The sequence below is a fragment of the Paraburkholderia sp. ZP32-5 genome (assembly GCF_021390495.1).
Taxonomy (GTDB): Bacteria; Pseudomonadota; Gammaproteobacteria; order Burkholderiales; family Burkholderiaceae; genus Paraburkholderia.
Map to the genome: position 1 here is coordinate 3,101,171 of NZ_JAJEJP010000001.1, position 18,980 is coordinate 3,120,150.

At 66.8% G+C, this 18,980-nt stretch carries 16 protein-coding genes; 10 read left to right on the forward strand and 6 right to left on the reverse strand.

Features of this window, described 5'->3' with window-relative positions:
* Positions 1–8: 8 nt before the first annotated feature.
* The 9 genes from L0U82_RS13250 (at position 9) to guaD (ending at position 12,311) form a co-directional block, all read left to right on the forward strand.
* Positions 9–1,340 (forward strand): MFS transporter, encoded by a 1,332-nt coding sequence (locus L0U82_RS13250; protein ID WP_233831577.1) that lies wholly within the window; start codon positions 9–11, stop codon positions 1,338–1,340.
* Positions 1,341–1,431: 91 nt separating this feature from the next.
* Positions 1,432–2,112, forward strand: coding sequence for a GntR family transcriptional regulator (locus L0U82_RS13255; protein WP_233831578.1), 681 nt, complete (start codon positions 1,432–1,434; stop codon positions 2,110–2,112).
* Between the two features lie 92 nt (positions 2,113–2,204).
* Positions 2,205–3,584 (forward strand): amidase, encoded by a 1,380-nt coding sequence (locus L0U82_RS13260; protein WP_233831579.1) that lies wholly within the window; start codon positions 2,205–2,207, stop codon positions 3,582–3,584.
* 121 nt (positions 3,585–3,705) lie between these two features.
* Positions 3,706–4,215, forward strand: coding sequence for a disulfide bond formation protein B (locus L0U82_RS13265; RefSeq protein WP_233831581.1), 510 nt, complete (start codon positions 3,706–3,708; stop codon positions 4,213–4,215).
* A gap of 407 nt (positions 4,216–4,622) precedes the next feature.
* Positions 4,623–6,161, forward strand: a complete 1,539-nt coding sequence (gene xdhA / locus L0U82_RS13270) for a xanthine dehydrogenase small subunit (protein ID WP_233831583.1) — start codon at positions 4,623–4,625, stop codon at positions 6,159–6,161.
* Positions 6,161–8,593, forward strand: coding sequence for a xanthine dehydrogenase molybdopterin binding subunit (xdhB, locus tag L0U82_RS13275; RefSeq protein WP_233831585.1), 2,433 nt, complete (start codon positions 6,161–6,163; stop codon positions 8,591–8,593). Before xdhA ends, xdhB begins: the two co-directional genes overlap by 1 nt.
* A gap of 50 nt (positions 8,594–8,643) precedes the next feature.
* Complete coding sequence (gene xdhC, locus L0U82_RS13280; RefSeq protein ID WP_233831587.1) at positions 8,644–9,660, forward strand: xanthine dehydrogenase accessory protein XdhC; 1,017 nt, start codon at positions 8,644–8,646, stop codon at positions 9,658–9,660.
* Between the two features lie 69 nt (positions 9,661–9,729).
* Positions 9,730–10,782 carry an adenosine deaminase gene (locus L0U82_RS13285; RefSeq protein ID WP_233831588.1) on the forward strand — a complete coding sequence of 351 codons (1,053 nt, stop codon included), beginning with the start codon at positions 9,730–9,732 and terminating at the stop codon, positions 10,780–10,782.
* A gap of 146 nt (positions 10,783–10,928) precedes the next feature.
* Positions 10,929–12,311: a guanine deaminase gene (guaD, locus tag L0U82_RS13290; protein ID WP_233831589.1), complete on the forward strand. Its 1,383-nt coding sequence runs from the start codon at positions 10,929–10,931 to the stop codon at positions 12,309–12,311.
* Between the two features lie 153 nt (positions 12,312–12,464).
* Here the strand turns inward: guaD and L0U82_RS13295 are convergent, their stop codons facing one another.
* Positions 12,465–13,709, reverse strand: coding sequence for an NAD(P)/FAD-dependent oxidoreductase (locus tag L0U82_RS13295; RefSeq protein WP_233831590.1), 1,245 nt, complete (start codon positions 13,707–13,709; stop codon positions 12,465–12,467).
* 150 nt (positions 13,710–13,859) lie between these two features.
* On the opposite strand from L0U82_RS13295, the gene L0U82_RS13300 reads away from it, so the two are divergent.
* A complete protein-coding gene (locus L0U82_RS13300) occupies positions 13,860–14,576 on the forward strand; it encodes a class I SAM-dependent methyltransferase (protein WP_233833269.1) in 717 nt (238 codons plus the stop codon).
* Positions 14,577–14,701: 125 nt separating this feature from the next.
* On the opposite strand, the gene L0U82_RS13305 is transcribed toward L0U82_RS13300, so the two are convergent.
* The 5 genes from L0U82_RS13305 to L0U82_RS13325 all read right to left on the reverse strand — a co-directional run bounded on the left by L0U82_RS13305 (position 14,702) and on the right by L0U82_RS13325 (position 18,980).
* The gene (locus L0U82_RS13305; RefSeq protein WP_233831591.1) at positions 14,702–15,184 is read right to left on the reverse strand and encodes a signal peptidase; all 483 of its coding nucleotides are present in this window, start codon (positions 15,182–15,184) and stop codon (positions 14,702–14,704) included.
* A gap of 94 nt (positions 15,185–15,278) precedes the next feature.
* Complete coding sequence (locus L0U82_RS13310; protein ID WP_233831592.1) at positions 15,279–16,517, reverse strand: beta-ketoacyl-[acyl-carrier-protein] synthase family protein; 1,239 nt, start codon at positions 16,515–16,517, stop codon at positions 15,279–15,281.
* Positions 16,514–17,740 carry a beta-ketoacyl-ACP synthase gene (locus tag L0U82_RS13315; RefSeq protein WP_233831593.1) on the reverse strand — a complete coding sequence of 409 codons (1,227 nt, stop codon included), beginning with the start codon at positions 17,738–17,740 and terminating at the stop codon, positions 16,514–16,516. Before L0U82_RS13315 ends, L0U82_RS13310 begins: the two co-directional genes overlap by 4 nt.
* Positions 17,740–18,465 (reverse strand): 3-ketoacyl-ACP reductase FabG2, encoded by a 726-nt coding sequence (locus tag L0U82_RS13320; protein WP_233831594.1) that lies wholly within the window; start codon positions 18,463–18,465, stop codon positions 17,740–17,742. The genes L0U82_RS13315 and L0U82_RS13320 overlap by 1 nt, the downstream gene beginning before the upstream one ends.
* Positions 18,462–18,980: a hotdog family protein gene (locus L0U82_RS13325; RefSeq protein WP_233831596.1), complete on the reverse strand. Its 519-nt coding sequence runs from the start codon at positions 18,978–18,980 to the stop codon at positions 18,462–18,464. The genes L0U82_RS13320 and L0U82_RS13325 overlap by 4 nt, the downstream gene beginning before the upstream one ends.

The following is an 18,980-nucleotide window of genomic DNA, read 5'->3' on the forward strand; positions in this document are numbered from 1 at the left end:
AGGCCCCCATGAGTACCCCTACGCTCTCCGTCAACGCCGCGCCGTCGAGCGACGCGTGGCTCGAAGCCGCCGCGCTGCGCAAGATCACGTGGCGAATCATGCCGTTCCTGTTTCTCGTCTACGTGCTGTCGTATCTGGATCGCGTGAACATCGGCTACGCGAAGCTGCAGTTCACCGGCGACCTCGGTCTGTCGAATGCAGCCTATGGGCTCGGCGCGGGGATCTTCTTCTTCGGCTACTTCGTGTTCGAGGTGCCGAGCAATCTGCTGCTGAAGAAATTCGGCGCACGCGCGACGATCGCCCGTATCACGATGCTGTGGGGCCTGCTGTCCTGTCTGATGATGTTCGTGCGCAGCGAAACGATGTTCTACGTGCTGCGCTTCTTCCTCGGCGTGGCCGAGGCCGGGCTGGTGCCGGGCGTCGTGCTGTATCTGACCTTCTGGTTTCCGGCCGACCGCCGCGCGCGCATGGTCGCGGTGTTCATGGCGGCGATCCCGGTCGCGGGCATCGTCGGCGCGCCGCTGTCGGGCTTCCTGATGTCGGCGCTGCACGAGACTCACGGCCTGCGCGGCTGGCAGTGGATGTTCCTGATCGAGGGTATTCCGTCGATCCTCGCGGGCTTCTGGGCGCTCGCGGTGCTGCGCAACACGCCGGCCGAAGCCGCATGGCTCTCCGCCGACGAAAAGCGCGTGATCCTGAGCCGCCTCGAACGGGACAACAGCGCGGCCGCGACGGCGGGCGCTGAGCACCGGCTCATGGCCGCGCTGCGCTCGGGCCGCTTCTGGATACTGACGCTGATCTACTTCTGCCTCGTCACCGGCAACGCGGGCTTTTCGTTCTGGCTGCCGCAGATCGTCAAGGACCTCGGCGTGACGGACCTCGTGACCAATGGCTTCGTTACCGCGATCCCGTATCTCGCGGCGGGCATTGGCATGATCGTGATCGGGCGATCGTCGGATATCACCGGCGAGCGGCGCTGGCACTACGCGGTGTGCTGTTTTGTCGGCGCGGCGGGGCTGCTCGGCAGCGCCTCGGTCACGCATTCGATTCCGCTTGCGGTCACGGGGCTGTCGATCGCGTATGTCGGCATCCTCGCGGGCTTCGGCATCTTCTGGTCGATGTCGACGACTTTCCTGCAAGGCACGGCCGCTGTCGCCGGCATCGCCGTGATCAACTCGATTGCGAACCTCGCCGGCTACGTGAGCCCGTACGTGCTCGGCATCGTCAAGGACGCGACGCACAGCGTGACGTTCGGGCTCGTGCTGATCGCGGGCGCGCTGATCGTCGGCGGGCTCGTCACGCTGCTGATGCCGCGCGTCAATGTAACGCACGGCGCGTGAGACGGCTGGGTGAGATACCGGTGAGATATCTGAGCCGCCCGCGCAAAACCTTGCTCTACAATGCGGGCGACCTTGCCCGTTCCTCCTCTTCATGACGCTTTCGCAGACCGCCCGCCCCTCCCAGTCTTCCCGCGCAAGCGCTGCGGGCAGCCTCGCCGAACAGGCGTACGAGTTCGTCAAACGCGAAATCATTACGATGCGCCTGCGCCCCAGCGAGGTGCTCAACGAGGCGGAGCTGATGGCGCTGACCGGCATCGGCAGAACTCCGGTGCACCAGGCGCTGCACCGGCTGGTCCACGAAGGCATGCTGACGATCATGCCGCGCAAGGGCATCATGGTGCGGCCGGTGTCGCTCGACGACGTGCTCGCGATCATCGACGTGCGTCTCGTCAACGAGACCTACTGCGTCGAACTGGCCGCGCGCCATGCGCAGCAGCACGACTACGACGCGATGCAGGCGCTGCTCGAACGCTCGTCCGCGTGCGTGGCCGCGCATGACGTCGAAGGCATGATGGACATCGACCGCGAGTTTCATCTGGCGATTTCCGCTGCTTCGCGCAACCCGGTGCTCGCCGAAATTCTGCGCGGACTGCACGAGCGCTCGCTGCGCTTCTGGTTCATTTCGCTGTCCGAGCCGCATCATCTGGAAGACGTGCACGACGAACACGTCGAATTGTTCGACCTGCTGCGCGCGCGTGATGCCGAAGGCGCGCGGCGTTCGGTGCAAAAGCATATCGAGGCGTTTCGCGCGACGCTGTTCAATCGCATCTGAGCGCGCCGCCCACCCGTCGTTGCGGCCGTTGCCGCCAACCGATCAACCGGCTTCACTCATTCAACCGCTTCAACCGGATCTGAACGAACATCATGGCCACTGAATTCCTCCCCTTCCCGCCGCTTGCCCAGCTTGCCGCCGATCTCGCCGCCGGCCGCACCACCAGCCGCGCGCTCGTCGAAACCGCGCTCGAACGGATCGCAGACCCAACCGGCCAGGGCGCCACGGTCTTTATGCACGTCGACGCCGACGCCGCGCGCGCGACCGCCGACGCGCACGACCGGCTGCGCGCGGCCGGCACCGTGCTGTCGCCGCTCGCCGGGATTCCGGTGTCGGTCAAGGATCTGTTCGATATCGAGGGTCAGCCGACCCGCGCGGGCTCGACCGTGCTCGCCGACGCGCCGCCCGCGCAGGCCGACGCGGTGGCGGTCGCGCGCCTGAAGCGGGCCGGCGCGGTGATCGTCGGTCGCACCAACATGAGCGAGTTCGCGTTTTCCGGGCTCGGGTTGAACCCGCACTACGGTCATCCGCTGTCGCCGTACCGGCGCGGCGTCAAAGGCGACGAGCGGATTTCGGGAGGCTCGTCGTCGGGCGCGGCGGCCTCGGTTGCCGACGGCATGGCGGCCATCGCGCTCGGCACCGACACCGGCGGCTCGATCCGCATTCCAGCCGCGCTGTGCGGGCTGACCGGCTTCAAGCCGACCGCCGCGCGGATCCCAAAGCAGGGTGGCGTGCCGCTGTCGACGACACTCGATTCGTTCGGTCCGATCGGCGTATCGGTCGCGTGCTGCGCGCTGGTCGACCGGATGCTCGCGGGGCTCGAACCGCGCGTGCCGGCCGCGCATCCGCTCGACGGCGTGCGCCTCGGCGTGCTGACCAACTACGTGACCGACGGCGTCGAGCCGGAAGTCGCGCGCGCGGTCGATACCGCGCTCAAGCATCTGGAAGCGGCCGGCGCGCTCGTCAGCGAAGTGCGCTTCGCGCCGCTCGACCGGCTGCCGGAAATCAACCGCATCGGCTTTTCGCCGATCGAAGCGTATGCGTGGCATCGTCCGCTGCTCGACAAGCATCGCGACCAGTACGATCCGCGCGTGCTCGCGCGTATCCTGAAAGGCCAGCCGGCCACCGCGATCGACTATCTGGATCTGCTCGCCGAGCGCGCGGCGATGCTCGACGAAGCCGCCCGCACGCTGTGGCAGCGCTTCGACGCGGTCGTGATGCCGACTGTGCCGGTCGTGCCACCGCGCGTGGCCGATCTGGTCAACGACGACGACGCGTTTACCCGCACCAACGGCTTGATCCTGCGCAATCCGAGCGCGTTCAACTTCCTCGATAGCTGCGCGCTGTCGCTGCCGTGCCATCTGCGCGGCGACGCGCCGGTCGGGCTGATGCTCGCGGCGGCGCCGCATGCCGACGATGCGCTGCTCGCGATCGGCCGGGCCGCCGAGGCGGTGCTGAACGCGATCCGCTGAGCAGCGCGCGGCGGATCGCGTTCAGCGGCCCGGCAATCGTCTGGCAATAAGCGGCCTGTCAAGGGTTCGCGCTAGAATCGCGAGCAGCCATTTTTTCCGATTTCAAACCATTCGACGACCCATGAATAACGATTCCGCGATGCTGCGCCGTGAGCGCTCCCTGCTGGTTCTGCTCGCCCTGATCTGCGTCGCCCTCGTGGGCGGTGCGTTGTACCTGCAGTTCTTCATGCACGAGGACCCGTGCCCGCTGTGCATCCTGCAGCGTTACTTCTTCCTGCTGATCGCGATCTTCGCGTTCCTCAGCTCGCGTCTGAACAGCTGGCGCGGCGTGCGCGTGCTCGAAGTGCTCGCGACGCTGTCGGCGCTGGCCGGTCTCGTGACCGCCGTGCGTCATGTGTATATCCAGGCGAACCCCGGCTTCAGCTGCGGCTTCGACGCGCTGCAGCCGATCGTCGATAGTCTGCCGCCCGCGCACTGGCTGCCGGGCGTGTTCAAGGTCGCCGGCCTGTGCGAGACCGCCTATCCGCCGATTCTCGGGCTGACGCTGCCGATGTGGTCGCTGGTCGGCTTCGCGGTCGCGTTTCTGGCGCTGGTGCTGAGCCTGATCCGCAATCGCCGCCGGATTGCCTGACGCGGGTTAAGTCCCGGGCATCTGGAGCAGGCGAATTCCGGCGGCGATCCCGCCGGCAAATTCAACGTCCCTGCTCCATCGCGCCACCTGCCGGAACACGCGCCGGCCTTCGTGTTGCCTTTCGTCGGCGGCAATCCGAAGGCCGGCGTTTTTTCGTCTACGGAATCCGTTACCTTCCCCCGCCGTCTGCCCTTCCGCCCGCCGCCCCACCCCGCGCAACTTCCCGCCGCGGCCCGAATCGTACAAACACCATGACCGCCGCCGAATACGCTTCATGCGGTTCGGGAAATATTTTTGGGCCGGGGTAGTGCTATCTTCGAATCTGGATGGCGATCTACGTGCGCGAGGCCGGCTTCGGCGACCCCATGCGTAACGCGCGCCCGGTCCGCACTGTCCTTCGATTCGCCATGACAACGCCAACCATCCGCTTCTATCACCAGGGAACCGTCCGCGAGGTCGCGGGCGTCCCGGCGACGCGCACAGTGCTCCAGTACCTGCGCGAGGACCTGCGCTGCACCGGCACCAAGGAAGGCTGCGCGGAAGGCGACTGCGGCGCCTGCACGGTCGTCGTCGGCGAACTCGACCCGCACGGCGCGCTGGCGCTGAAAGCGGTCAACGCGTGCATCCAGTTCCTGCCGACGCTCGATGGCCGCGCCCTCTTCACCGTCGAAGACCTGCGCGCCGCCGACGGCGCGCTGCATCCGGTCCAGCAGGCGCTGGTCGACTGCCACGGTTCGCAATGCGGCTTCTGCACGCCCGGCTTCGTGATGTCGATGTGGGCGCTGTACGAAAACCAGCCGGCCGGCGCCGGTCTGCCGTCCCGCGACGAAATCAACGCGGCGCTGTCCGGCAATCTGTGCCGCTGCACCGGCTACCGCCCGATCGTCGAGGCGACGCAAAAGATGTTCGACGATGCACGGCATCCGCGCTGCGCGCTCGACCGGGAAGCCGTCGCGAGCACGCTGCACGCGCTGCAACGCACCGGCACATTCGAATACACGGCACCCGACGCACGCGGCGCGTCGTTCGGCTCCGCGACGTTCTACGCCCCGCTCACACTCGACGCGTTCGCGTCGTTGCGCGCGCAGCATCCGGACGCGCGTATCGTCGCCGGCAGCACCGATGTCGGCCTGTGGGTCACCAAGCAGTTCCGCGATCTCGGCGACGTGCTGTATATCGGCAACGTCACCGAGCTGAAAACGATCGCACGCGACGCGCAGACGCTGACGATCGGCGCGGCCGCCACGCTCGAAGACGCGTTCGCCGCGCTCGCCGCCGATTACCCCGAACTCGCCGAACTGTGGGCGCGCTTCGCGTCGCTGCCGATCCGCAATGCCGGCACGCTCGGCGGCAACGTCGCGAACGGCTCGCCGATCGGCGACTCGATGCCGGCGCTGCTCGCGCTCGGCGCCGAGGTCGTGTTGCGCCATGACCGCGCGACCCGCGCGCTGCCGCTCGACGCGTTCTACACCGGCTATCAGAAGACCGCGCTCGCGGCCGGCGAATTCGTCAGCGCGCTACGCGTGCCCCGCCCGGCCGGCGATCTGCGTTTTCGCACCTACAAGGTCGCGAAGCGCTACGACCAGGACATCTCGGCGGTGTGCGCGGCGTTCGCGCTGCGTGTGGCGGAAGACGGCACGATCCGCGCGGCCCGCGTCGCGTTCGGCGGCATGGCGGCCACGCCGAAGCGCGCCGCGCAGACCGAAGCGGCACTGACCGGCGCGGCGTGGGATGAAGCGAGCGCACGCAGCGCGATGACTGCGCTCGCCACCGATTACCAGCCGCTCACCGACATGCGCGCATCGAGCGCCTACCGGCTGAAAGTCGCGCGCAATCTGCTGTGGCGCTTCTATCTCGAAACGCGCGACGATGCGCCGCTTGCGCTGCGCGACGTGAACGCGTTCGCCTTCGAAGCCGACACGGCCATCGTCAGGGAGGCGCCGTGATGAACCGCACTGAAGCCTTTGTCGGGAGTGCCGGCGCCCACCCCGGCCTGCATGCGGCGGCGCTCGACGACGCGTCGATCGGCGTGCCGCTGCCGCACGAATCGGCCGCGCTGCACGTCAGCGGCGAAGCGACCTATACCGACGACATCGCCGAACTGCACGGCACGCTGCACGCGGCGCTCGGTCTGTCGCGGCACGCGCATGCACGGATCGTATCGATGGATCTCGACGCGGTGCGCAACGCACCGGGCGTGATCGCGGTACTGACCGCCGACGATATCCCCGGCGAAAACAATTGCGGCCCGGTGTTGCACGACGACCCGATTCTCGCCGCGAGCGAAGTGCTGTATCTGGGCCAGCCGGTGTTCGCGGTGATCGCCGAAACGCACGAACTGGCGCGCCGCGCCGCCGCGCTCGCGAAAAGCGACAACGTGATCCGCTACGAGCCGCTCGACGCGATCCTCACCGCCGCCGAAGCGAAAGCCGCGAAGCAGTTCGTGCTGCCGCCGCTGCATCTGCGGCGCGGCGACCCGGACGCGAAGATCGCAGCCGCGCCGCATCGGATCAAAGGCACGTTCGAAGTGGGCGGCCAGGAACAGTTCTATCTCGAAGGCCAGGTCGCGTACGCGCTGCCCAAGGAAATGGACGGCATGCTTGTCTATAGCTCGACGCAGCATCCGAGCGAAATGCAGCAGGTCGTCGCGCATATGCTCGGCTGGCCGGCGCACAACGTCGTGTGCGAATGCCGGCGCATGGGCGGCGGCTTCGGCGGCAAGGAATCGCAGTCGGCGCTGTTCGCGTGCGTGGCCGCGCTCGCCGCGCAGCGGCTGCGCCGGCCGGTCAAGCTGCGCGCCGATCGCGACGACGATTTCATGATCACCGGCAAGCGCCACGACGCCGTCTACGAATACGAGGCCGGTTTCGACGCGCGCGGACGCCTTGCCGGCGTGCGTGTCGAAATCGCGTTGCGGGCCGGCTATTCGGCGGATCTCTCGGGCGCGGTCGCAACCCGCGCGGTGTGCCACTTCGACAATGCGTACTACCTCGCCGATGTCGATATCGTCGCGCTGTGCTGCAAGACCAACACGCAGTCGAACACTGCGTTTCGCGGCTTCGGCGGCCCGCAGGGCGCGCTCGTGATGGAGGTGCTGCTCGACAGCATCGCGCGCGAGCTGCGGCTCGATCCGCTCGATGTGCGGCTCGCCAACTACTACGGCGTCGGCGAGCGCGATACGACGCCGTATGGGCAGCGCGTCGAAGACAATGTAATCGCGCCGCTGACCGACGCGCTGCTCGAGTCGAGCGGCTATCGCGCACGCCGCACGGCGCTTGCCGAATTCAACGCGCGCAGTCCGGTGCTCAAACGCGGCATTGCATTCTCGCCGGTCAAGTTCGGCATCTCGTTCAACGTGCCGTTCCTGAATCAGGCCGGCGCGCTCGTGCACGTGTACAAGGACGGCTCGGTGCTCGTCAATCATGGCGGCACCGAGATGGGCCAGGGGCTCAACACGAAGGTCGCGCAGGTGGTCGCGAACCAGTTCGGCCTGCCGCTCGCGCGCGTGCGCGTGACGGCCGCCGATACGTCGAAGGTCGCCAACACATCGGCGACCGCGGCGTCGACCGGCAGCGATCTGAACGGTATGGCCGCCGAAGATGCCGCGCGGAAGATCCGCGCGCGGCTCGCCGAACTCGCGGCCCGGCTGCTTGGCGGCGAGGCGGCGGAGGTGCAATTCGCGCACGGCGCCGTGGCGTCGAACGGTGGCGCGATGCCGTTCGAGCAACTGGTCAACGCCGCGTATCTCGCGCGCGTGCAGTTGTGGTCGGACGGCTTCTATGCGACGCCGAAAGTGCATTGGGATGCGCAAACGCTGACCGGTCATCCGTTCTATTACTTCGCGTATGGCGCGGCGGTGTCGGAAGTCGTCGTCGATACGCTGACCGGCGAATGGAAATTGGTGCGCGTCGACGCGCTGCACGATGCCGGTCAGTCGATCAATCCGGCGATCGATCTGGGCCAGGTGGAAGGCGGCTTTATCCAGGGGATGGGCTGGCTGACCAGCGAAGAACTCTGGTGGAACCGCGAAGGCCGTCTGATGACGCACGCACCGTCGACGTACAAAATTCCGGCGGTCAGCGATACGCCCGCCGCGTTTCATGTGCGGCTGTATGAAAACAGCAACGCGGAGCCGACCGTGTTCCGCTCGAAAGCGGTGGGCGAGCCGCCGTTACTGCTACCGTTCTCGGTGTTTCTTGCGATTCGCGACGCGATCGCCGCGGCGGTGCCGGGCGCGCAACATGCTCCACCGTTGCGCGCGCCCGCCACACCCGAGGCCATCCTGGATGCGCTGGACACGTTGCAACAGGCGCTTGCGGCCGAACCGACGGCGCCGGCGGCGCCGGCAAAACCGCTGGCCGCCGAGCCGCAAGACTGACCCACCCGCCGCGCGGACACCTCGCGCGGCCCTGTACGGAGAACCGCCGGATGCAAGCCTGGCTCACTGACCTGCAACATCTGCTCGCGCATGGCGATGCCGCCGTGCTGGTGACGGTCGCGCGCGCCGAAGGCTCGGCGCCGCGCGAGGCCGGCACGAAGATGATCGTCACCCGCGAGGCGGCGAAACACACAATCGGCGGCGGCCATCTCGAATGGAAGGCGATCGAGACCGCGCGTCAGGTGCTGCGCGACGGCATGCGCGCGCCGCATATGCGGCGGCTCGAACGGTTCGCGCTGGGGCCGAGCCTCGGCCAGTGCTGCGGCGGCGCGGTGATTCTCGCGTTCGAACGGCTCGACGTCGGCGACCTCGGCTGGATCACGTCGCTCGCCAAGCGCCTTGCGGCCGGTCAGGCGACGGTGCGTAGCGTATCATTCGGCCCCTCGCCGGATGCGGTGATGCTGTCCGAGCCCGAACCCGGCGTCGATACCGGCGACTGCCTGCTGTGGGACGGCGCCGGCTTCGACGACAGCAGCGCGCTGCTGACCGAAACGATCGCGCCGGGCGAATTCCAGCTCGTGCTGTTCGGCGCCGGTCACGTCGGCGCGGCGCTCGTGCGGGTGCTCGCGACACTGCCGTGCACGGTGCGCTGGGTCGACGAACGCGACGCGCAGTTTCCGCCGCTCGATACGCTGCATGCGCCGAACGTGACGATCGATCCGAACGACGCGCCCGACGAAGCGATCGATCAGGCCGCGCCGAACACGTACTTCGTCGTGATGACGCACAACCATGCGCTCGATCTCGACCTGGCCGAGCGGATTCTGCGGCGCGGCGACTTCGCGTTCTTCGGCATGATTGGCTCGCATACCAAGCGCAAGCAGTTCGAGCACCGGCTCGCGGCGCGCGGCATCGACCCGTCGCAGATCGCGCGGATGAAGTGCCCGCTCGGCGTCGACGGCATCGTCGACAAGGCGCCCGAGGTGATTGCGATCTCGGCGGCCGCGCAGGTGCTGCAGGCCCTCGAAGCGAACGCGGGCGCGCGCCATGCGACGCAAACGGTGTGACGGCGTGTCGATGTAAAGCGCGGCGCGGCTCACGCCGGGATCTACCCCAACATACAACTCCAAACCACGATGAAAACAATCAACGCTACGCCTCTATCACTCGCCGAGCGGACCGCGCGCGCGCCGAAGGCCGAACTGCATATCCATATCGAAGGCTCGCTGGAGCCCGAACTGATTTTCGCGCTCGCGCAGCGCAACGGCGTGAAGCTCGCCTACGAGTCGGTCGACGCGCTGCGTACCGCGTATGCATTCACCGACCTGCAATCGTTCCTCGACATCTACTACGCGGGCGCGAGCGTGCTGCTGCACGAGCAGGATTTCTACGACATGACGATGGCGTATGTCGAACGGTGTCTCGCCGATAACGTGATTCATAGCGAAATCTTCTTCGACCCGCAGACGCACACCGAACGCGGCGTGCGTATCGCGACGGTGGTGGCCGGCATCGAACGCGCGCTCGCGGACGCGGAAAAACGCGGCATGTCGAGCAAGCTGATCCTGTGCTTTCTGCGCCACCTGTCCGAAGAAGATGCGCTCGCCACCTTCGACGAAGCGTTGCCGCTTTTCGAGCAGTACCGGCATCGGCTGATCGGCGTCGGCCTCGATTCGTCGGAGCGCGGGCATCCGCCGGCGAAGTTCGAGCGCGTGTTCGCGAAGGCGCGCGCGCTCGGCCTGAAGCTGGTCGCGCATGCGGGCGAGGAAGGGCCGCCCTCGTATATCTACGAAGCGCTCGACGTGCTGAAGGTGGACCGCGTCGATCACGGCGTGCGCAGCATCGAAGACCCGGCGCTCGTCACGCGGCTCGCGGATACGCGCGTCGCGCTGACCGTATGCCCGCTGTCGAACCTGAAGCTGTGCGTGTTCGACGATATGACCAAGCACACACTGAAGGACCTGCTCGATCGCGGCGTTGCCGTCACGGTGAATTCCGACGATCCGGCTTACTTCGGCGGCTACGTGAACGCGAACTATCTGGCCACGATCGATGCGCTGAAGCTCAACGATGCCGAGGTCTACACGATCATTCGCAACGGCTTCGAAGCGTCGTTCGTGACGCCCGACGAACGCCGGCTGCTGATCGAACAGCTCGACGCGCACTGGCGGCAGGACGGCCCGCACTGACGGGCTTCAACAGACGGCGGCGGAGGGCTTCGCTTCGCGCGGGCATCTCGCGAGGCCTTTCGTCGGGATTTCGTTCGATTCTGGACGTGACCTAGATCGGCAAGCCACCGCCGACCCGCTTTTAAACATTCGGAGACAGTTTTTCCATGACTGACAAGGCTCACACCGCGCCGGCAGCGCAAGCGGCCCGCGAAGCTCAATCCGCCTTCCGCGCGCAACTGCTGATCTTCAACGGCGATCCCGCGCACGCGCCCAATGCGGCCGTGTTCCACGAGGACGGCCTGCTGATCGTCGAGGACGGCCGCGTGGTCGCGGCGGATGCGTATGCGACGCTCGCGCCGCGGCTCGCATCCGGCACGCGCGTCGAGGACCGCCGCGACAAGCTGATCGTGCCCGGCTTCATCGATACGCACATCCACTATCCGCAGACCGACATGATCGCGTCGCCGGCGCCGGGTCTGTTGCCGTGGCTCGACACCTACACGTTCCCGACCGAGCGCCGCTTCGCCGAAGCGGATCATGCGCGCGACACCGCGAGCTTTTTCGTCGACGAACTGCTTGCCTGCGGCACGACGACCGCGCTGGTCTACTGCACGGTCCACAAGGAATCCGCCGACGCGCTGTTTGCCGAGAGCGCAGCGCGCAATCTGCGCATGGTCGCGGGCAAGGTGCTGATGGATCGCCACTGCCCGGAGTTTCTGCGCGATACCGCGCAATCGGGCTACGACGACAGCGCCGAGCTGATCGGCCGCTGGCATAACCGCGGCCGGCAGATGTACGCGCTGACGCCGCGTTTCGCGCCGACCTCGACCGAAGCGCAGCTCGAAGCGTGCGGCGTGCTCGCGCGCGAGCATCCGGACCTGTTCATCCAGAGCCACGTCGCGGAAAACACCGACGAAGTGAAGTGGGTCGCCGATCTGTTCCCCGGCCATCGCAGCTATCTCGACATCTACGATCATTACGGGCTGCTGCGCCGCCGCGCGGTGTACGGCCATTGCATCTATCTCGACGACGAAGACCGCAAACGCATGGCGCAAACCGGCGCGCTCGCGTCGCACTGCCCGACTTCGAACCTGTTCCTCGGCAGCGGCCTGTTCGACTTCGACAAGGCCGACGCGGCCGGCATACCGATCGCGCTGGCGACCGACGTCGGCGGCGGCACGTCGTTCTCGATGCTGCAGACGATGAACGAAGCGCACAAGGTCGCGCGTCTCGGCGGCCATCATCTGACCGCGACGCGGATGTTCTGGCTGGCCACTGCGGGCGCGGCCGAGGCGCTCGACCTCGCCGACCAGGTCGGCACGCTGAAGGCCGGCTCGGAAGCGGACTTCGTCGTGCTCGATCCGCGGGCGACGCCGCTGCTCGCGCGCCGTACCGCGCGATGCGAATCGCTGGAGGAACTGCTGTTTGCGTTCGCGCTGCTCGGCGATGATCGCGCGGTGTATGAGACGTATGCGGCGGGCAAGCGCGTGCATCGGCGCGATGATGTGCGCGGGCAGGTGCCGGGGCGGGCGAAGGTCGCGGCTTGAAGGCGAGCGGGTGGCGTGGATACAGACCCGGATGCTGGCTTCGATGTGGCCCCGAGTCCAGCCTGAATGCGGCGCATCCCGCGTGCACACCGAACGGCAGAACGACGCTTCGATCGTGAAGCGCCGTTTTTTCTCGCTATGCCGCGCGACGCCTCAGCGCTGCTTGCACACCTCATGCAGCGTATCGAGCCGCCGGGCTGCATCGGCGACATACGGATTCGACTCGTCCCACGCATAGCCCGCGAGCACCGCGCAGATCATGCGCCGAATCGACGGCACCTGGTCCGGGTAGTAGATGATGTCCTGGAACTCGCCCGTGTACCAGCGCTCGACGAATGCGCGGAACGTATCGATGCCCTTGCGCAGCGGCACGTCATAGTCAGCGGACCAGTCGACGCTCGCGCCGTCCAGTTGCCGGTTCAGCGTGCGCGCGGCGAGATGCGCCGAGCGTAGCGCGATCGTCACGCCCGACGAAAACACCGGATCGAGGAACTCACCGGCATTGCCGAGCAGCGCGTAGCCCGGTCCATGCAAACGCTCGACGTTGGCCGCGTAGCCGCCGATCTGCCGCACCGGCATCAGGAACGGCGCGTCACCGATCAACCTCCGAAGCGTCGGTTCCTGCCGGATCAGCGCGCGCAGCGTCGCTTCGCGCTGCGGCTCCGACACGTCGAGAAAGCTCGCCTCGGCCACGCAGCCGACCGACGAACGGCCGCCCGCGAGCGGAATCATCCAGAACCACACATCGCGGCGCTCCGGATGCGTGGCGATGCAAATCTTGTTGCGATCGACGGCATCGAGCGTCAGACCATCGCGTACATGCGTGAAGATCGCGGCGCGCGTCGGCATGCCCGTCGGCGTCTCCAGATTCAGCAGGCGCGGCAGCACGCGGCCGAAACCGCTCGCGTCGAGAACGAAACGCGCATCGACCCGATACGCGTGGCCGACCTCGTCGACCACGTCGAGCGACGGCGTATCGCCGGTCTGCACCGCGCGCACCGTGTGACCGAAACGCACGTCAGCCCCCTGTTCCGCCGCGCAGCGAATCAGCAGGTCATCGAACAGCGCGCGCTCGACCTGATACGTGGTACCCCAACCGGACGAATGTTTGTCGCGGAAATCGAACGACGAGCTTTGATCGCGATACACGAAATACGCGCCGTTCTTGTGCTGGAAGCCGGCTTCGACAACGGCCCGCAACATGCCGGCCTCTTCGAGATACGCCATGCTTTGCGGCAGCAGGCTCTCGCCGATCGAGAAACGCGGAAAATGCTGGCGCTCGAGCACGAGCACGGAACGGCCCACGCGGCGCAGCAGCGCGGCGGCGACCGCGCCGGCCGGCCCCGCGCCGATGATCGCGACATCGACCACGGTCTGGCTTGAAGAATCGCTATTCAATCTTTGCTCCAACGGTTTGCATGCGTGCTGGGACGCATGCGGGGTTTCATGCATCGCGGCATCGCGCAATACACGGACTTCTCGCTACAATCTGGCCTCCGCCAGCTAGAACAATGTTTCATCGGGGAGTGCATCGTGTCGTCATCCCAAGTGCCCTATGTGCCGGAGACAGCCTTCGGAATCTGGTTCCTACGCACCCACACATGGGAGCATCACGTACTGCGGGTAGCGATCGACGACTTGCGGCGCCTGATCGATACCCCGTTGCCCGATGCGCCAGTCATTGTCGACGCTGGCTGCGGGCAAGGCATTTCGTTTCGCCTGCTTGCCGCCGCGTTCAAACCGCGCCGCATCGTCGGTGTCGATTACCACGCGCCGTCGCTCACGCTCGCCGCGCAGGCGGCCAATGCCTGCCGCAACTCGGTCGCGGACATCGAACTTCTGCATGGTGACTGCGCGCGGTTGCCGTTGCCCGATGCGAGCGCCGACATCGTGTTCTGTCATCAAACCTTCCATCACCTCGTCGAACAGGAACGCGCCATCGCAGAGTTCCACCGCGTGCTGAAACCGGGCGGCCTGTTGCTGTTCGCCGAATCGACCGACGCGTACATCAAATCGTGGGTCATCCGGCTGCTGTTCCGCCATCCGATGCATGTGCAAAAGAGCGCCGACGGCTACCTCGACATGATTCGATGCGGCGGCTTCCGATTCGGTCCCGGCAACGTTTCACTGCCCTATCTGTGGTGGAGCCGCGCGAAAGACTTCGGTCTGCTCGAACGGCTCGGCCTGCATCGGCCGCAGCCTGGCAAGCGTCGCGAAACACTCGTGAATGTTGCCGCAGTCAAGGCCGCGGTGGATGCCGAATGACACTGTTTGACAAGGCGTCGCGCGACGCCTTGTCTGATTCGCCGATAGGGGCGTGCGGCGTCCGCTCCGCGGGTCCGCCAATGCTCGCGGCACTTTTCGCACCGCTTCAAGCGTCTGCCTTGCGTTTAACCCGCGTCCAGCACGACCAGTTGACCGCGCACGGAGATCGCGGCGGCGCTCGGACTGATGCCGCACGTGAAGTCGTTCGACGAATCCGATTCGGTGCTATGAAAACGCGTGGACACTTCGATCACCGCGTTCGCATGACGCTCGCGTGCCGCCGCGCGCAGCTTCGCCACCGCTTCGGCGAGCGCGAGGTGGCACGCTTCGGTTGGGTCCGAGGTCTTGCGCGCGATCCGCACCGAATACGCCGCGTCGCCCAGGTGGGACTTCACAGGCCGATGTTCCTGTTTGCCGAAATACACCGGCACCTCACCCCGCGCCGCGTCGCCCAGGCCGGCCTTCACCGGCGGATGTTCCTGCTTGCCGAAATACACCGGCGCCTCGCCGCCGGACGCCGCGAACGGCACCGATTTCACTTCCGTGCCGCAGCCGGCCTGCGTCAATGCGACCACCAGCATCGTCCCCAGCAAAGAAAACTTTTTCATTCTTATGCCCTTCTTTGTTTTTCAAATTAGCGGCCGCTGTTGAATGTCGCGGCCAGTGATTGCGGCGAGTTCGCGCATCCGCATCCGCATCCGCTCAGACGCCCCGCCACGCTTCGAACATCAGGCTCGCGCAGCTGCCGCCGAACCCGAATGAAACCGACATTGCTGTATCGATGCGCGCGGCGCGCACGCCGCGCACCAGCGGCATGTCCGCCACTTCCGGCTCGGGCGCATCGACGTGCGCCGTCCCCGCGATGAAACCATCGCGCATCATCAGCAGTGTGTAGATCGCTTCATGCGCGCCACATGCGCCGAGCGGATGCCCGGTCATGCCCTTGGTCGACGAAAACGCGGGCACGCCATGCTCCGACGCGCCGAACACGTCGCGCAACGCATGCAGTTCCTCGAGGTCGCCGAGCGGCGTCGACGGCGCGTGCGTATTCACGTAATCGGGGCGGCGGCCCGCTTCGGTCAGCGCGCCACGCATCGCCCGCGCGATGCCTGCCGCACGCGGCGCGACCATGCCACCGCGATCCGTGCACGCGCTGAATCCGCTCAGCTCCGCATGGATACGTGCGCCGCGTGCCACCGCGTGATCGAGCGCTTCGAGCACCAGCACGCCGCCGCCTGACGCGATCACGAAACCGTCGCGCCGCGTGTCGTAGGGACGGGAAGCACGCTGCGGCGTGCCGTTGAAACCGCGTGACAGCGCGCCCATCGCGTCGAACATCAGCGTCATGTTGTCGTGCAGCGCTTCGCTGCCGCCCGCGAGCACGATCTGCTGCCGGCCGGTCTGGATCAGTTGCATCGCCTGGCCGATCGCGAGCGCGGACGTGGTGCAGGCCGACGACGGCGAATAGCTGACACCTTCGAGGCCGAACACCTGTGCGACGTTGGCCGACGCGGTGCTGCTCATCGCGTGCGGCACCGTGTAGGGCGGCACCTTGTCGACGCCGCGCGCGTGAGCAATGCCCATCGCCATGTCGTAGCTCGACATCGTGCCGACGCCCGAGCCGATCACCGCACCGGCTTGCGGCGAGTGCAGCGCATCGGGCCCGAGCCCGGCATCGTCGATCGCGCTGCGCGCCGCGTGGCACGCAAAGCGCGCGGTGTCGCCCATGAAGCGTTCGAGCTTGCGCTCGAACGGCACGTCGCATGCAACCGACGCGACGCCCGCGACCTGCGAGCCGAAGCCGCGCTCACGCCACGCATCGATCCGCTCGATGCGCGAGCGGCCTGCGCGCAGCGCGGCCGACACTTCGTCGAGCGTATTGCCGAGGCAGGACACGATGCCCATGCCGGTCACGACCACGCGCTGCAGCGCGACGCTCATCGAAGCCGCCTGAAAATCAGCGACGTGTTGATGCCGCCGAACGCGAAGTTGTTGCTCATCACGTATTCCGCGTCGATCTCGCGCGGCTGGCCGACGATGTAATCGAGCGGCGCGCAGGCAGGATCGATGTTGTCGAGATTCAGCGTCGGTACGTACCAGTTGCGCTTCATCATCTCGATCGTCCACCACGCCTCGATCGCGCCGCACGCGCCGAGCGTGTGGCCGACGTAGCTTTTCAGCGAGCTGATCGGCATGCGCGCGCCGAAGGTCTGCGCGGTCGCATGGCTTTCGGCGATGTCGCCGCGCTCGGTCGAGGTGCCGTGCGCGTTCACGTACGCGATCGCTTCGGGCGGTAGTTGCGCATCGCGCAGCGCGAGCTGCATCGCGAGCGCCATCGTGCCGGCCGTCGGCTGCGTCATGTGCGCGCCGTCGGAATTGCAGCCGAAGCCGGCTACCTCCGCATGAATCCGCGCGCCGCGCGCGAGCGCGTGTTCGTACTCTTCGAGCACGAGCGTCGCCGCGCCCTCGCCGACCACCAGGCCGTCGCGCGCGGCATCGAACGGACGTGGCGTCAGATGCGCTTCGTCATTGCGGGTACTGGTCGCATAGAGCGCGTCGAATACCGCGACCGCCGGTCCCGACAATTCCTCCGCGCCGCCCGCGAGCATCAGCGTCTGCCTGCCGGACTGGATCGCCTCGTACGCATAGCCGATCGCCTGACTGCCCGATGCGCACGCGCACGAGGTCGGAATGATGCGGCCTTTCAGATCCCAGAACAGGCTCACGTTGACCGCCGTGGTGTGCGGCATCATCTGCACGTAGCTGTTCGACGTCACACCGGCCATCGAGCCGGTGTCGAGCATCGTGCCGAACGCGCGGATCGGTTGCACCGAACCCGACGATGAACCATACGCGACCCCCATGCGGCCATCGGCAATGCTCGCGTCATCTGCGAGGCCCGCATCGGCGAGCGCGAGTTCGCTCGCACGCACCGAATACAGCGATACCGGCCCCATCGAGCGCGTCTTCTTGCGCGGATAGTGCGTGGGCGTCGTAAACTCGGGCATCGGGCATGCGAGCCGCGTATGCAGCGCTTCGAAGTAATCCCACTCGGCGATCCGCCGCACCGCGTTGGTACCGCTGGCGAGACGCTCGGCGACGGCCTGCCAGCTATCGCCGAAGGCACTCACGCCGCCCATACCGGTAATCACGACGCGCTTCATCAGATCATCCCACCGTTCACGCCGATCACCTGGCGCGTCACATAGGACGCGCTATCGGACATCAGAAAGCTCACCACCGACGCCACCTCGGCCGGCTGGCCGACGCGGTTCATCGGCACGGTCTTCAGCGCATGCTCGAGCGTCATCTGTTCGAGCATGCCGGTTTCGACGAGCCCTGGCGCGACGCAATTGACCGTAATGTTGCGCGACGCGAGCTCGACCGCGAGCGCCTTGGTCGCGCCGATCAGCCCGGCCTTCGCTGCGCTGTAGTTGACCTGGCCACGGTTGCCGGTCACGCCGGACACTGAGGCGATCGTGACGATGCGCCCGCCGTTGCGCGCGCGCACCATCGGCATCGTCAACGGATGCACGACGTTGTAGAACGCATCGAGCCCGGTTTCGATCACGACGTCCCAGTCCTCGTCGGTCAGCGCGGGAAACGCGGCGTCGCGCGTCACGCCGGCGCTGCACACGATGCCGTAATACGGACCGTGCGCGGCGACATCCGCTTCGAGCACCTCGCGGCACACCGCGCGTTCGCGCACGTCGAATTGCAGCACGCGCGCCGTGCCGCCCTGCGCGGCGATACCCGTGGCGACCGCATCGGCCTCGCTACGCCCCGTGCGGCAATGCACGGACACCGCGAAGCCGTCGGCGGCCAACTGATACGCAATCGCCCGGCCAATGCCGCGGCTTGCACCGGTAACGAGAACACGCCGGCTCATGATGTGACACTCCCTGCGATGAATGACCGAAAATCGGCCGGCTGGAAAACCTTGATGACGGCCTCGGCGCAGCGCACCTCACCGTCGTCGATCGTGCATTCGTACGCACCGTGGCCTGCGTCGCTGCGCAGCACTTCGCTGACGTAAATCTGCAAACGCGCACCGCGTCTGAAAGCCGGCCGCAGCGCCTGATAGCTGCGCGAGCCGAGCAGCACGCCGGGGCGCGCGGTGCCGCCGCCGCGCATCGCGAGCAGCGCAACGTGCGCGGCGATCGCCTGCGCCATCAGCTCGATGCCGATCCATGCGGGCATCGCGCCATCGGCATCGGCATACCACGCGTGCGGGTCGACGCGCGCGTATGCGCTCAGCGTGGTGTCGGCGAAACGATCGACGCCGTCGATCAGCCGCATGCTGCCGCGATGCGGGATGATCGCGTCGATCGGCTGTCGCACGAGTTGCTCGTCGCTGAGCAGCTCGATGCCGGCTTGTCCGGCAACGGGTTGCGAAGTCGTCAT

Bases quoted from the DNA above. Each gene is read 5' to 3' on its own strand.
- L0U82_RS13260 (WP_233831579.1), top strand. From the start codon at position 2,205: ATGGCCACTGAATTCCTCCCCTTCCCGCCGCTTGCCCAGCTTGCCGCC.
- L0U82_RS13315 (WP_233831593.1), bottom strand. From the start codon at position 17,740: ATGAAGCGCGTCGTGATTACCGGTATGGGCGGCGTGAGTGCCTTCGGC.
- L0U82_RS13250 (WP_233831577.1), top strand. From the start codon at position 9: ATGAGTACCCCTACGCTCTCCGTCAACGCCGCGCCGTCGAGCGACGCG.
- guaD (WP_233831589.1), top strand. From the start codon at position 10,929: ATGACTGACAAGGCTCACACCGCGCCGGCAGCGCAAGCGGCCCGCGAA.
- L0U82_RS13265 (WP_233831581.1), top strand. From the start codon at position 3,706: ATGAATAACGATTCCGCGATGCTGCGCCGTGAGCGCTCCCTGCTGGTT.
- xdhA (WP_233831583.1), top strand. From the start codon at position 4,623: ATGACAACGCCAACCATCCGCTTCTATCACCAGGGAACCGTCCGCGAG.
- xdhB (WP_233831585.1), top strand. From the start codon at position 6,161: ATGAACCGCACTGAAGCCTTTGTCGGGAGTGCCGGCGCCCACCCCGGC.
- xdhC (WP_233831587.1), top strand. From the start codon at position 8,644: ATGCAAGCCTGGCTCACTGACCTGCAACATCTGCTCGCGCATGGCGAT.
- L0U82_RS13305 (WP_233831591.1), bottom strand. From the start codon at position 15,184: ATGAAAAAGTTTTCTTTGCTGGGGACGATGCTGGTGGTCGCATTGACG.
- L0U82_RS13320 (WP_233831594.1), bottom strand. From the start codon at position 18,465: ATGAGCCGGCGTGTTCTCGTTACCGGTGCAAGCCGCGGCATTGGCCGG.
- L0U82_RS13325 (WP_233831596.1), bottom strand. From the start codon at position 18,980: ATGACGACTTCGCAACCCGTTGCCGGACAAGCCGGCATCGAGCTGCTC.
- L0U82_RS13255 (WP_233831578.1), top strand. From the start codon at position 1,432: ATGACGCTTTCGCAGACCGCCCGCCCCTCCCAGTCTTCCCGCGCAAGC.
- L0U82_RS13285 (WP_233831588.1), top strand. From the start codon at position 9,730: ATGAAAACAATCAACGCTACGCCTCTATCACTCGCCGAGCGGACCGCG.
- L0U82_RS13310 (WP_233831592.1), bottom strand. From the start codon at position 16,517: ATGAGCGTCGCGCTGCAGCGCGTGGTCGTGACCGGCATGGGCATCGTG.